This is a genomic window from Staphylococcus sp. FSL W8-1207, assembly GCF_038003745.1.
Classification (GTDB): Bacteria; Bacillota; Bacilli; order Staphylococcales; family Staphylococcaceae; genus Staphylococcus; species Staphylococcus equorum.
In genome coordinates, this window is the sequence record NZ_JBBOPU010000002.1 from 130,147 (window position 1) to 145,286 (window position 15,140).

General features: G+C 35.4%; 14 protein-coding genes. 3 read left to right on the forward strand and 11 right to left on the reverse strand.

The window, feature by feature from the left end; translation table 11 throughout:
- Positions 1–40: 40 nt before the first annotated feature.
- Both mmuM and NSR03_RS10310 read right to left on the reverse strand, forming a co-directional pair.
- Positions 41–943, reverse strand: a complete 903-nt coding sequence (gene mmuM, locus NSR03_RS10305) for a homocysteine S-methyltransferase (protein WP_069821021.1) — start codon at positions 941–943, stop codon at positions 41–43.
- Positions 944–2,281, reverse strand: coding sequence for an amino acid permease (locus NSR03_RS10310; RefSeq protein WP_002508487.1), 1,338 nt, complete (start codon positions 2,279–2,281; stop codon positions 944–946). It lies immediately after the preceding gene.
- 285 nt (positions 2,282–2,566) lie between these two features.
- Here NSR03_RS10310 and NSR03_RS10315 point away from each other — a divergent pair, with 285 nt between their 5' ends.
- From NSR03_RS10315 to NSR03_RS10325, 3 genes are all read left to right on the forward strand, one after another.
- Positions 2,567–3,811, forward strand: a complete 1,245-nt coding sequence (locus tag NSR03_RS10315; RefSeq protein WP_069821022.1) for a Glu/Leu/Phe/Val family dehydrogenase — start codon at positions 2,567–2,569, stop codon at positions 3,809–3,811.
- Positions 3,812–4,087: 276 nt separating this feature from the next.
- A complete protein-coding gene (locus NSR03_RS10320; RefSeq protein WP_002508489.1) occupies positions 4,088–5,032 on the forward strand; it encodes an agmatinase family protein in 945 nt (314 codons plus the stop codon).
- Positions 5,033–5,048: 16 nt separating this feature from the next.
- Positions 5,049–6,272 carry an Nramp family divalent metal transporter gene (locus NSR03_RS10325; RefSeq protein ID WP_002508490.1) on the forward strand — a complete coding sequence of 408 codons (1,224 nt, stop codon included), beginning with the start codon at positions 5,049–5,051 and terminating at the stop codon, positions 6,270–6,272.
- 84 nt (positions 6,273–6,356) lie between these two features.
- On the opposite strand, the gene NSR03_RS10330 is transcribed toward NSR03_RS10325, so the two are convergent.
- From NSR03_RS10330 to NSR03_RS10370, 9 genes are all read right to left on the reverse strand, one after another.
- Positions 6,357–7,985, reverse strand: coding sequence for a ribulokinase (locus NSR03_RS10330; protein ID WP_069821023.1), 1,629 nt, complete (start codon positions 7,983–7,985; stop codon positions 6,357–6,359).
- A 155-nt stretch (positions 7,986–8,140) separates the two neighbouring features.
- Positions 8,141–9,601, reverse strand: a complete 1,461-nt coding sequence (locus NSR03_RS10335; RefSeq protein WP_069821035.1) for an ABC transporter ATP-binding protein — start codon at positions 9,599–9,601, stop codon at positions 8,141–8,143.
- 145 nt (positions 9,602–9,746) lie between these two features.
- Positions 9,747–10,007, reverse strand: coding sequence for a hypothetical protein (locus NSR03_RS10340; protein ID WP_340719220.1), 261 nt, complete (start codon positions 10,005–10,007; stop codon positions 9,747–9,749).
- Positions 10,008–10,380: 373 nt separating this feature from the next.
- On the reverse strand, positions 10,381–10,689 hold the full coding sequence (locus NSR03_RS10345) for a phage head closure protein (RefSeq protein WP_340719200.1): 309 nt from the start codon (positions 10,687–10,689) through the stop codon (positions 10,381–10,383).
- A 417-nt stretch (positions 10,690–11,106) separates the two neighbouring features.
- The gene (locus NSR03_RS10350; protein WP_340719201.1) at positions 11,107–12,795 is read right to left on the reverse strand and encodes a terminase large subunit; all 1,689 of its coding nucleotides are present in this window, start codon (positions 12,793–12,795) and stop codon (positions 11,107–11,109) included.
- A complete protein-coding gene (locus tag NSR03_RS10355; protein WP_340719202.1) occupies positions 12,788–13,120 on the reverse strand; it encodes a hypothetical protein in 333 nt (110 codons plus the stop codon). The genes NSR03_RS10350 and NSR03_RS10355 overlap by 8 nt, the downstream gene beginning before the upstream one ends.
- A gap of 158 nt (positions 13,121–13,278) precedes the next feature.
- The gene (locus NSR03_RS10360; protein WP_261701502.1) at positions 13,279–13,503 is read right to left on the reverse strand and encodes an HNH endonuclease; all 225 of its coding nucleotides are present in this window, start codon (positions 13,501–13,503) and stop codon (positions 13,279–13,281) included.
- Between the two features lie 58 nt (positions 13,504–13,561).
- Positions 13,562–13,846, reverse strand: a complete 285-nt coding sequence (locus tag NSR03_RS10365; RefSeq protein ID WP_340719203.1) for a head-tail connector protein — start codon at positions 13,844–13,846, stop codon at positions 13,562–13,564.
- A gap of 58 nt (positions 13,847–13,904) precedes the next feature.
- A complete protein-coding gene (locus tag NSR03_RS10370) occupies positions 13,905–15,140 on the reverse strand; it encodes a phage major capsid protein (protein WP_340719221.1) in 1,236 nt (411 codons plus the stop codon).

The following is a 15,140-nucleotide window of genomic DNA, read 5'->3' on the forward strand; positions in this document are numbered from 1 at the left end:
AAGCACTTCTCCTTTTTCTATTTTGAAACTTCAATTTTAGTTAACTCATGCTATGTTTAATCTTTTTAATGTCCTCTGGTGTTGTTTGACAACATCCCCCTATAATTTGAACACCTTCCATTAACCACTTCGGAACTTGTTCAATAATTTCATCACTGTTAGCATCATTTTCCCATTTTTTGCTATCCGCATTATAATGAGAACCTCCATTAGGATACAACGCAATTGTCTGACTCAAACTAGCTAATCCTTTGTCTAATGATCGATTGATTCCTTTAACTGAAGAACAGTTAATACCAAAAATCGGAATAATAGTGCCCTTCTGTTTAATATAATCAATTAGTTTCTCGAATTCTGTTCCATCTGATAAATTTCCTGTGTCATCGACAGTTACAGAGATCCAAAATGTTTGTTCTTCGGTATAACTCGGTATAATATTTTCTATAATTGCTTGAATCTCTTCAAAATTAGGAACAGTTTCAAACACAAAATCATTTATCCCCCTTGAAATCAAAGCGTTTATGCGTTGTTCATGAAATTTAAAATAGGCTTCTCGACTTATTACATAATTCCCTGTATATTCTGAGCCGTCGCTTAAATATGCGCCATATGGACCCAAACTACCTACAACCACTTGATTATTATTTGTTGCATCCATAACTTGCTCTACCGCTATTGTAAAAAGGTCATCAATTTCCTCATTCTGCATTCCTATATCTGTAAATGTTTGATAACTTGCTTGATATGTACTTGTTAAAATAATGTCGGCACCTGCATTTGTAAAATCTTGATGGGCTTGCTTTATTTTAATTGGTTGATGTCTAAGTACTTCACTAGACCATAACGAAGAATTCAAATCACAACCAGCTTGTTCTAATGTAGTTGCTAGTCCGCCATCTAAGACAATTAGAGATTGTGTTTTCACTTTTTCTAACAGTCTCATCTATACTCCTCTTTTCTTATTAAATTTAACAAAATAATAAATTAACGCAATCGCTGCAAATGGTAGCCCGAAATAAAGTGCAGGTGCTTGATTAGGATCAAAAAGCATTCCAACACAAGAAATTAAGCATAATATAAACCCAATAATTGGAATCGATTGGTGTACTTTTAAGCTTCGGTCAATTTTTTTAGCATTAAAATATGCAATACAGATACTCATCCACACGATAACAACTGCTAAACCAGCAATTGAAACTAGAATTACATATAATGTATCTGCTACATACACGCTAGAAAATAAAGCCAATAAGCCACCAATCATGCTAAATAATGTTGCATTCACTGGCATATGATGTTTATTTAGCTTTCCAAACCATTTAGGAAACACACCTTCATTCGACAAACTCCAAATCATTCTGCTCGCAGCATATAACCCTGAATTAGCTGCAGATAACAAAGCTGTTATAATCACTAAATTCATAATGTCACCCGCATAAGGGATTCCCATTTTTTGAAAAATAACAACAAATGGACTTTCTAATGACTTACCTTGATAACTTGGTATTAAAATAGAAATAATAACCATTGTACCTATAAAAAAGACAATAAGACGCCATAACGTTGCTCTAATCGCTTTGGGTATTACTTTTTCAGGATTCTCTGTTTCACCAGCAGCAATGCCGATTAATTCAGTGCCACTAAATGCATAATTCACAGCTAGCATTGTTAAAAACACAGAACCTATACCATTAGGAAAAGTAGGATTCGTATATCTATCAGCAATTGTGTTTAAACCTTCATAACCATCGTAGTGAATAAATCCGATAATTACCAAAAGACCTAAAATAATAAATACGATAATCGCAATAACTTTTACTAAAGAAAAATAAAATTCAACTTCTGCATAAAACCGTGTCGATATAATATTAAATAATAAAATTAATATAATTGCAATCGTAGCAAAAATATAAACGGGGGTTTCAGGCATCCATTTCTGCATCAAAATACCCACTGCTGTAAATTCAGAACCTAATGCTACGGTCCAAGTTAACCAATAAAACCATGCTACGATATATCCAACAGATGGATGAATGTAAAGACTTGCATATGTATGAAATCCACCTGTAACAGGATGTTTGATCGCTAATTGCCCTAGACATAACATAACGAGATAAACTAAAATTGAGCCAATTAAATAAGATAGTACCGTTCCAAATGGACCTGCTTGTTGCAAAGTATATCCAGAACTTAAAAATAATCCTGTTCCAATAACACCACCAAAGCTAAGTAACATAAGATGACGTTGTTTCATTGCACGTTTAAATGATGGTTGTTCCATTAATGTTCTCCTTATCTTCAAGTTCTACACTTTTTAAATATAATTATTCATTCTATTAATTTCTGAAAATTTAGTCAATGTATTTTTTTCTCAATTCACTTCCCGCTCATATATTGTCTTTAATGATTCTTTCGTTTTCAAAGAAAATTTCATCTATTTATTCACTGAATTTTCAAACTTTTATAAAAATTCAATCTCTAGTATTGATTTTCAGTCGTAAAGTCTATAACATTTATAGATAAGTAAGTACAAATATTATAAGTAATAGATAGAGGGGAAAATATAATGACAGAACATAATGACTTAGTGAAATCTACCCAAGAAATTACAAAAGAAGCATTACATAAATTAGGCTTTGACGATGGCATGTATGATTTAATCAAAGAACCTTTAAGAATACTAGAAGTCCGTATACCCGTCCGCATGGATGATGGTACTGTTAAAACTTTTACCGGTTACCGTGCGCAACATAATCATTCTGTTGGTCCTACTAAAGGTGGCGTACGTTTCCATCCTGATGTAAATAAAGAAGAAGTTAAGGCACTTGCAATGTGGATGACGATGAAATGTGGTATTACTAACTTACCATTTGGTGGCGGTAAAGGCGGCGTCATCTGTGACCCACGTCAAATGAGTAATCAAGAGCTTGAAAATCTATCTCGTGGTTTTGTTAGAGCTATATCACAATTCGTAGGTCCTGCGAGTGATATCCCAGCACCAGATGTTTATACTAATCCACAAATCATGTCTTGGATGATGGATGAATACAGTAAAATTAATCGTTCAAATGCTTTTGCCTTCATCACTGGCAAACCACTCTCTTTAGGTGGTTCAGAAGGTCGTAACCGTGCCACTGCGCTTGGTGCTGTAATTACTATTGAAGAAGCAACAAAACGTAGAAACATTGATATCAAGGGGTCTCGTGTTGCGATTCAAGGATTTGGTAACGCTGGTAGTTTTATTGCCAAAATCTTACATGATATGGGAGCAAAAATTGTAGCTATTTCTGAAAGTTATGGCGCTTTACATGATCCAGATGGTTTAGATGTTGACGAGCTTGTAGAGCTTAAAGAAAAACATGGCCATGTTACACACTTATTTGAGGGCGTCATCCCTAATAAAGAATTATTTGAAGTCGACTGTGATATTCTTATCCCAGCTGCATTATCAAATCAAATTACTGAAGAAAACGCACATGACATTAAAGCAAGCATCGTTGCAGAAGCAGCGAATGGTCCTACGACAAAAGAAGCGACACGTATATTAACAGAACGTGGTGTGTTACTTATACCTGATGTACTTGCGAGTGCTGGTGGTGTAACTGTTTCTTACTTCGAATGGGTTCAAAATAATCAAGGCTATTATTGGTCTGAAGAAGAAATAAACAGTCTACTCCGTGAAAAAATGGTAGAAGCATTCAATAAAATCTATGACTTAGCTGAAAGTAGAAAATTGGATATGCGTTTAGCTTCCTATGTTGTAGGTATCAAACGTACAGCTGAAGCTACACGTTTCCGTGGTTGGGCATAAATTATCACAATATATCAATGTAATAAACATTGTCTTTTCAAAAGCTACACCTTCATTGGTGTGGCTTTTTATTATTATATTTATCTATACAGCTTTCAACAAACCTTCCTAATCCTTTTCATCCACCCTTTCATCTTCATAATCTAATAAAAATTTATAAATAATCCTCTAATTTATATATATTTCGAATTATTAAATCAGCGAATTTTCTGATTTATTTGAAAAATAAAAAAATACTCTATATAATTATCTACAATAAAGGGGAGGATATAAATTATGAAAAATAACATTTATGGGAATACACCATGTTTTTTAAATAGTAAAAATTTAAATCAATCAAATACTTTAGATACAGATGTAATTGTATATGGAGTACCTTTTGAAGGCGAAAGCACTTGGGGAGATTATACAGGTGTAGAACTTGGTCCAAAGCAAATTAGACTGTCCTCTGCACGTTACAGTCAATATCTACCAGAACTAAACCACATTGATATTAGTGAACACTTATCTATGGGGGACGTCGGTGATGTGCCATTTGTCGCTCATGACAATAAAGAAAGCTATGACAACATTACAGATTTCACTAAAAAACTATGGGAAAGCGAAAAATTCTTAGTTGGCTTTGGCGGCGAACACGGTGTCACTTATCCTATTCTTAAATCATTAACAGAAACTGGTAAAAAAGTCGGCATCATTCATTTAGATGCACATTATGATAATATGCCAGATTATGAGGGTGAAGCTTATGCCCGTAATACACCTTTCATGAGACTTTATGAAACAGACGGTGTACGTAACGAAAGCATTATTCACACTGGTATTCACGGTCCTAGAAATCATCCATCAACAGGACGTTACGCTGAAGAAGCTGGTGCCGTAACGATAACAATCAATGATATCCGTGAATCAAATAATATAAAACAGTTTGCCCGTGACATCTACGCTCAAGCAAGTGCCGATGTAGATGTCGTATATTTAACAATATGTAGTGACGTATTGGATTTTGCTTATAATCCAGGTGGTCCTGTCGATGGTAATGGTCTAACGTCCTATGAATTATTAACGATGATTCACGAATTTGGTGCGCTCGGCCTATGTGGTATGGATTATGTAGAAGTTTATCCTATGAAAGATGCCAATCAGAATTCTGCCCATTTCGTTTCTACAGCAGTATTATATGTACTTGCTGGCCACGTCGCTTATTTAAATAAATTAAAATAATCTGAGGAGTGGTTAAATGTTTAAACACGCGGGTAAGATTTTACGATCGCTTGGCCCTGGTATGATTATCACTGCTTCATTCATTGGCCCTGGTACAGTAACAACCATGACTCAAGGTGGCGCAGGATTTGGCTATAGTTTACTATGGGCAGTTGTCTTTTCAATCATCGCCACGATCGTGTTACAAGAAATGATTATTCGTTTATCTCTCGTTACACGTGAAGGCTTAGGTGAAGCAATTCAAGATTTATTTTCTAATAAAATTGGTAAGCTAATCATCGTGTGGTTCACACTCATTGCTGTAACCATTGGGTGTGCTGCCTATATTAGTGGTGACTTGATTGGTACCTCACTTGGGGCATCTTACTTACTTAATTTACCTGAGAATTGGGTTGCTCCAGTTATCGGCGTTATTATATTACTCATTGGATTATTTGGTAACTATAAATTTTTAGAAAAAGTTATGCTTGTACTTATGGTTATCATGGGCGCAATATTTATCACTACGATGATTGTTATAAAACCAGATGTTATGGGCATTTTAAAAGGTGCCTTCATTCCAACAATACCAGATGGTTCTATTCTTACTGTTATCGCTCTAATCGGTACAACCGTTGTGCCATATAACTTTTTTATCCACTCAACAGCTGTACACGAACGTTTTAATGGTGTTAAGGAGTTGAAATTTGCACGTTGGGATACAATTATTTCAATTACTGTCGGTGGTGTGATTTCTGCTGCAATATTAATTTCAGCAGCCACTTTAATTAAAGGTGAAGAAGTATCAAGTGTCATTCAACTTGCTGGACCGTTAGAACCTGTTCTTGGCGATGCTGCACCTATAGTGATTAGTGTTGGGTTATTCGCTGCAGGTCTGTCATCAGCCATTGCTTCTCCAACGGGTGCCGCTGCAACAATTAGTAGTCTACTCGGTTGGAAAGGCGGCATGCAAAGCAAGAAATACAAACTTGTCTTTGTTGTGATTATCATTATTGGAATTATTACTTCAGCACTTGGTTTTGAACCGCTTCAAGTCTTACTTATTGCGCAAGCGTTAAATGGTATGATTTTACCTATTATTGCAATACTTATCTTTATTATTATTAATAAGAAAAATCTAATGGGCCGCTTTGTAAATACACTTTGGCTCAATATTATCGGAGGACTCGTTGTTTTAACCGTTTCCTTCTTAGGTATCTATAGTTTTATCGATGCTATAACAAGTTTCATTTCAGGCTAAATTTATTTATAACAATAACCCAGATGTAACGTATCATCACTGATATATTACTTCTGGGTTATTTTAATTAAACATTTAATTCTCTTACATCAATTTTGCAACATCACGCATAATGCTCGCTTTTTTATAGCCATGTAAGTCATGCAGTGATTGATATGCGTTAAATAACTTTTTATAGATTTCCACTTTATCCGGTTGAGGTTCAACAGTATATAATACGGGTTCTTTCATTGCTTCGACCGCCTCACTAAAGTCCGTATGCGCCCCACCACATATTGCGCCTAAAATAGCTGCGCCAATTGCTGGTGCATATTCGCTATCAATAACCGTCACTCGTTTGTTCAGCACGTTCGCATAGATATCCATGAGTAATGTATTCTTTTTAGGAATACCACCACAAGCAAATACATGATCCACTTCCATATGCCATCCTTCATACTGTTGCATAATCATTTTAGTACCAAATGCGGTTGCCTCCATGTACGCACGATAAATTTCTTCATGTTTCGTATGTAATCCCATGCCAAATAAGCAACCTTTCAAATTACTATCACTAAGTACACTTCTATTGCCGTTGTGCCAATCTAATGCGATAAGTCCACTTTCGCCAGGGTATAGTTTAGCGGCCTTTTCATTTAATAATTCAAAAATTGAAATATCGCGTAACTTCGCCTCTTTGACATCATCATACGGCGTTTGTTTCGCCACGTACTCAAATAAGTCACCTACAGCAGTTTGTCCTGCCTCGTATGCATAAAGTTCTGGAATAATGGCACCTTTAACTGAACCAGAAATACCAGGCACCTTATGTTGTTCTTTATTAAGCATTAAATGACATGGACTTGTGCCCATAACCATAGTCATTTCTTTATCTCTTTCTGAACCTATCCCTAATAAGCTTGCATGTGCATCTATAATAAATGGACTAACTTGCGTTTCTGGTGAAAGTCCCAGTTTATCTGCCATTGTCTGACTAACCTTACCTACAGTTTCACCTATATTAACGACCGGTGCTTCCACTTTCTCTCTTACAATAGTAGATAAATCATTATCTACTTTATCAAACAAATCATAATGGAATCCTGTGTCCGCTTCCCAAAACGATTTAAACCCTAAGCCACAATTTGATCTGACGTTTTGATCAGTGAGTCGATTGACAATCCAGTCCCCCGCCTCCATGATATACGCACTCTCAGCTATCACTTCAGGCGCCTTATTGTTTACTTCCATAATCTTAGGTATCATCCACTCACTACTCACATTAAAGCCATAAAAGCCTAACCAACGATTCTTCTCTTCAAGTGCAGTCTTAAATAATACATCTGCCTCGTCTTGCGCACCATGATGCTTCCATAATTTAACGTAAGCGTGTGGATTATCTTTAAATCCTTCCTTATTATGAATAGGCTCCATATTTCCATCCACAAATACCACAGTTGACGATGTAAAATCTATACCGATACCGACAATTTCGTTTGGCGCAATTTGTGTTTTTGCTAAAATAGCTGGAATGCCTTCTTCAATGACTTCCATATAATCATTCGCATTTTGTAATGCATAACTTTGAGGTAGTTTTTGACCATCAAGTTCTCCTTCTATCGTGCCATGTGTATATGTTTTAATAAATTGCTCTACAATTTCACCATTCTCTGTATTTATAAGAAAGGCTCTACCTGAACCTGTTCCAAAATCTATCCCTATACTGTAAGCCATACTTTAACCCTCCAGATCTTCCCATACGAAAGAAAGCGCTTTCTTAAATCATAATTAAGATTCTCTAAAAATACAAGGGAGCGGGATAGAAATCATAATTTGATTTCGTTTGCCCGCCCCCATAATACTCACTATTATAATCACATTAAAACATTTTAAAACGTTTCAACTTCATTAAACTGTGATAAATAAAGTTGTTTATAGTGTCCATTTTGTTGCATTAATACTTCGTGACTACCTTCTTCTAAGATTTCGCCATCTTTGATAAAGATAATACGGTCTACGTCTTTAATTGTTGATAAACGATGCGCAATAATGAGCGATGTTCTATTTTCAGACAGCTTTTTAAATGCCAATTGAATTTTATTTTCTGTTTCTATATCTAACGCACTTGTAGCTTCATCTAAAATAATAATAGACGGGTCTTTTAAAAACATTCTAGCGATGGAAATACGCTGTTTCTGTCCACCAGATAATTTCGTACCTCTTTCACCTACGAGTGTATCCAAACCAAAGGGTAAGTCTTCGATAAATGTTTCTAATTGCGCATTTCTAACTGCGTCCCATATTGCAGTTTCGTTAGCTTCTAAATGGCCATATACAATATTATCTCTTAAAGTACCAGAGAAGAGGAATACATCTTGCTGTACGACACCAATTTCTGCACGTAGTGATGCTAACTGAATCGATTTGATGCTTTGGCCATTAATTAAGATATCACCGTCATCTACTTCATAAAATCTCGGCAATAAAGAACTGATTGTCGTTTTACCACTACCACTCGGTCCAACCAATGCAATCTTCTCACCATGCTGAATATCTAAATTTAGTTTTTTTAGAATTGGTGTTTCGCCATATCCAAATGTTACATCTTTATATTGAATCGTCTTAGGATCACTCGGCATTTGAATCGCATCTGGTGCATCCTGTATTTCTGGAGTAATGCTTAATATTTCGCTAAAGTTTTTAAATCCTGCAATTGCTTTTGGAAATAGCTCTATAATCATATTAATTTGTTGTAATGGTTTAAAGAGTACATTCGTAATCATGATAAATGCAACGATACCACCATAAGATAAATCACCATTCAACACAAAATAACTTCCTACTACTAACACAATAATTAATGTCAGATTTTGGGCAATATGACTAATTGTAATATTCCAAGACATATAATTATATGCTTTTAATTTTGTAGCTCTAAAATTATCGTTTATATTTCTAAATTTCGTTTGCTCATGTTTTTCATTTGTAAAGGCCTGTACAAGTCTTATGCCCCCCACATTATCTGCGATTAATTCATTAAAACGTGACACATTTGTAAATAGGTTCTTAAATGCACGAGACATTTTTTGACTGAAAAAAATAGCCAAGATAAAAACAATAGGCACCACACAAAACGTAATGAGTGCTAATTTCACATCAATCGTTAACATGATGACAAATGCACCAATCAGCGTCATGATAGATAAAAATACATCTTCGGGACCATGATGGGCAGCCTCACCAATATCCATCAAATCATTCGTCAGTCGACCAATGAGCTTTCCAGATTTTTGGTTATCAAAATACTTAAAATTCAATTTCTGAATATGACTATATAAATCATTACGCATATCATGTATATGCCTAAATCACCATTAATGAATGTATAAAAGCCTATTAAATCAACGTTTTATATTCTCACACGTGCCATTATTTTTAGTTTTTCCATTCCATTATGTCACAATTATGTCATGACAAAACTTATAAGGAATCACTTTAATCAATGTTTATTTTGTGTAAAAAACCTCTGTCTTTTAATTTTTGTTGAGCGTTACCAACGTCTACAAATCTTCCATCTTCAAATTTAATGTATCCTTCTGCAATTAAACCATCTACTACTAATGTCATATCTTCATCGGTATATTTAGATCCCATTAACGAATAGTTTAAGCTATCAAAAGTACGATTATTAGAAAGAAATAATGAACCACATATATTTTCAACAGAACCTTTTTCTAATTCATTTAACCAACCCATTAATAATTCCCCCTTATCTTTAATACCCCAATTATACACTAAATTATAAAATATTACTCATAACTAAAAGCTATCAAAAATACCAATATCTATAGTTATATGTTATAATAAACTTGTCTTTGAATTTCAATTGGCATATTTCCTATAATAATGTGATTTGTGAGATTTCATTTATTTGTGGAGAATGACCTTTGATTAGTTCCCACCACTAGGCTTATCACCTAGTGGTTTTTTGTGTATCAATATCCACTTTATCATTTCTCGATGCAATACAGACGCTCTCACAGAACGGAAAAATACCCCTACCCTGAATTAAGGTAGAGGTTGGCGAAAGATTGAAAATCTCTATTTTGATTTTACCACTTTTACTATACTAAGAAAATGCTTTAGCAAATATAGTTAGCGTTTGATTTCTTCCATCATCATTAGTTACTGAATGAATATTATAATCTTTATTTCCCCACTTGATACGTTGTGTAGTGTCTATGCCTTCACGGTAACGAATAATAAAGCGTGTAGGTTGCTCACTAGCAGTCACACCTTCGTAATTGTATTCAGAACCTTTTAACGTCTTAATGTCTGCCCACGGACGACCTATAATTTCTTCTCCATTTGCACCGGGAAGTGGTCCACTGCTTACTTCTTTATATACTTTAATCCTGTTATTAAAATGATATGCCATTTGTTTCACCTCACTTATATATTTTCGACGTCGAAAGATTTGAAATTCGTGTACGTACATGAATTTGTTTTGTCGACAAAACATTTGCGACGACGTCGTCGTATTTTACTCGCATGCGAGTAATTTGAAATTCTGATACGTACCATAATTTTACATACGGACTTTTTTGTCCGTTTGCCGTTACTTTTTTGAGCAATAGTACGCGCCCTTTTTTGACCGTGTACTTTTACATATTGGTTAAACTTTTTTGTCCGACCAAAACTAATAATTGAGCCGTGTGATTCCTTAACTTTAAGGACTCTGAATATCGAAGCGCTTCTACATTTTAACCGAGCCAAATACGGACTCGTTAATTCAGACAATCCAAATGTAGATTCTCTATCAAAGCCCAAATTTGGACTCTGAAGTCGTGTTTCGCTACATCGCCCTCAAGAATTGCTCGTAACTATCAAACAATCCTACATAAGCATCTAACATGGACGCTGTGCCATCTATTCTACGTTTTGGTGATTGATTCTTAATAGGTACGATGTTTCCGTTCCTATCTGTTTCTACACCTGTATTAGTCAAGCACCACTTCAATATTGGATTATTATTATAATTGATTTTATGCTTCTCTAAATCTGCGCCCATATTCTGCATTGGTAAACTTAATGTTTTAGCCCCTTGTGGTGTACGAACCAATTTAAAACCGTATGCTTCCATTTCATCTACCCAATACCTAGCCGAATAGTTATCGTAATATATCCACAGTGGCGTAATATCAAAGTCATTTAACATTTCTAGGAACCAGTCTGTGATGTCGCTGTAGTCGATTGTATTGCCACTACATAGCCTTAATAATCCCTGTTCATGCCATTTGTCATACGGTATCTTATCCTCGTCTACACGCTTTCTGAGGTTGTCCTCAGGCAACCAATACATTTGATGAACGTATCTTATTTCAGTTTCAGGGTCTATAAATAATAATGTGGCACAACTTAAATCTGTAGTGATTGAAAGGTCTGCTCCTCCAATCGCATAAGTACCTGCAAAGTCTTTAATATCAAATGTACTTTCGTTATTGATAGCTTCAAACGTAAGCCATGCACTATTGGTTACTTCACGTATATTGAAATCTTTTGTTAAGATACCCGTTAAGTCATTAGGATTATTCTTGGCACGTGCCACCTTGCGCTCTAAGTCATCAACTTTTTTAGATACACCTAATGCAGGATTGGACTTTTGCCATCTATCAGGCATTTTATATTCTGCCTTATGATCTAACTCATACATAATAGGCAAGAAATTATCATCTTCAAAATTACCATCTACCACATTACAAGCGTACTCGTACAAGTCATCAAATATTGTGCCACGATGTGTGCCTGCTGTTGTAATCATGATTAGTAAAGGCTGTGTACGTGCTGACTGTGACTGTTTCATTACTTCGTATAAATTTCTATCTTGGATTGAGTGCAATTCGTCAATAACCACAAGATGAGCATTAAGCCCATCAAGTGAGTTAGAATTTTTACCTAACGATTGCATCTTACTGAAATTGTGAGCGAAATATAAATCACTCTTACGCTTACGAATATTTTTATTTAAATCAGGGCTTTGCTTAATCATTTCATGTGCTTGGTCGAATAGTATATTTGCTTGGTCACGCTTAGATGCCACAGAATACACTTCTGCGCCACTTTCACCGTCTGCAATCATCATGTACAATGCAATTGCGCTCAACATAGTTGTCTTACCATTCTTACGACCGACAAAGAAAAATGATTCAGTGTAACGCCTGTAGCCTGTTTCTTTATCCACAAATCCAAAGAGAGCCGAAATGTAGGCTTTCTGGAATAAGTCTAATATCAAAGGCTTACCAGCTAACTCACCTTTTGAGTGCCTACAAAACATTTCTATAAATTGTATTGCTCGATTCGATTTAGCTTCATCAAATTTGTATTTCGGGTGGTCTTTCATATCCTGAACGAGTTTCTGATATTGTTTCTTAACTCTATTTGAAACAGTAATATTACCACTTTCTATTTCTTGGTAATACTGTTCAATGTAGTTGTTTGATCCGTTTAGTTCAGCTGAATCAAACGGTGTATTTTCATTAGGCATTGCTTACAAAGTCCATAAATTTATCGGATTCATCAGACTGTTCAGGTAGTAAGGATAAGAGTTGTTTTAGTGTTGCGTTGTACTTCGTCACAGTGGCATTGTAAGACTTCATAGCAGGGTTTTCTTTGAGATACTCTTGTTCTCCCTGTTTGAATATATACGTGGCACCATGAAGCTGTACGGTAGCTTTAAGCTCGTCCATTGTTTCTTTCATGAATGTTAATTCTTCCAGTAGATCATATGCCACTGGTTTATTGATGTTTTCTTCTTGGTCAATTTGTGCTTTAAAATCTTCTAAGTTAATTGATTTATATAATTTTTTCATATAATTCTCCTTTTAGTATACTTTTTATACCTTTAAATATTCTAAATATCGTGTGGAGGAGAAATTAACTCCCCACCTCGTTCCCCGAGCTACCTTTTTCAAAAATTAAAAGTGGGGGGACTAAATATTTTCATAAAATTAATTTTTATTTTTATAAATTATTTCTTTGTTAAGTTTCCATTACTATCAAACTTTAAATCTTCACGAGTTGCTGACACTTGGAAATGCTCTCTGTTATGGCAGTCTTGACATAATGCTTCGAGATTATCCCAATTCAAAGTTACCATTGGATCATTCGCATTGGATTGATTCAACCAAACTTTATGATGGCAAATTGTCGCAAGTCCTCCACATCGTTCGCATATAAAATGCTGTGACGACATATAACCGTATCTGCACTTCTCCCACTTACTGGACTTGTAAAAGGATTCGTTTATACTCCTAGCCATCGTATGAGCGTCCTAATGCTGTTAATGATACCAATAAGCCATCTATTGTACGTTTAAGCCTCATACTGTCCTGTGTCTGTGGGTCGAACCATAACTGCAATATAAACTTAGCTGTTGTTTGTGCTAATGGATTCGATAGTTCTCCATCGTCCCAATCTTTACCAGTCGTTAAGTATAAGTAGTCTGGTATCGATTCTATCAATGGCGTTATAATATCATCATTGTAATCACCATCTATACGCAAAGCATTGCGCCCTTCTTCTATTGTTATAATCATGTACTCACTCCTTATAAGAAAGGACACCAGCTTTAACTGATGCCCTAACTGTTATATATTAGACTTCTGGTGTAGCTGCTGCTAACTTAACAAATGCTTCATCTACTAATGGCTTACAATCTGCAATAGCCATTGCTCTAAAGTCAATCAAGCCACTACGGAATGATGATTCAGTTGATTTCTCTAATGCAATGCCTTGTGGTAAGTTAAAGCCTGCATATTGGAAGTTACCTAATAGAATCGTGCCATCTTCGATATGGTCATCTAGGATTACCTCTTTGCCGAAGATATAGCCAACACTTTCATTTTGAGCATCTTGGATAAATATTGGGCGTTGGTTTGCGTCCATCACACCGTATACAGTGTTATATAAAGTTGCGTTACTCATAGCAAATTTAGCACCTGCATTATATCCACGTTGCATTAACGCTAATGCTTTTGTGAAGTCTGTATATGCACCTGTAAGCTCTACAGTGTTTGATGTGTCCCATGTGATACCAGTTAAGATGCCTTGACCTTGTTCTGTACCTGTACCGTTCACAAGTGCATAGTCGATTGTTTCCACGACTGCTTGCGTTAATTCTTGAACAAGATATTGTTCAAATGCTGAAATACTCATTGTTTGAGCTTTCACACTGATTGAGAATACTTTTACAATCTCATTGCCTTCAAATTGAATATTCACAGTATCAGGGCGTTCTGCTTGTACTTCTTGCCCCTCAACGTGCCAGTTAGCCATTGATGACGGTGTACCAATTGGGATACGAATCTTAGTCGGAATATTAAAGTTGCGTACATGTGAAATTAATCCACCTTGTTTACGTGCTTTAGAAATTACTTCATTTAACGTTTGTTCTGGTAAAACTGCGCTTGAATTACTTGAAGATGCAAAACCTTCGGCACGTGTTTCAACCTCTTGTGCTGTATTAAATGCACGTTGTTCGATATTTGATAAGTCTTGTCCTAACATTGTTTTAAAGAATGCTGAACGATATTCGTTAGATTCAAAAATAGTATCCTTATTGATTTCTTGCTGTCCTCTGATTTGTCCACCTGTAATTGGGTTGTATGAACGATTTTCCACGTTGCCATCTCCTTTACCTTCATTATTTCCTTTATCTTGAATATTTGCTTTAGCTTGGTTTAAGCCTTCGATTTCTACATTTAATTTTGTAACATCTGCATCAGGGTCATTCTCGATTGTGCCTTTAATTTCCCCTGCACGTGATTCGATTTCTTCTAAACTTGAGTTTCTATAATGGTTAAATGCTTCTTGTACTGTATTAAAAGTCAT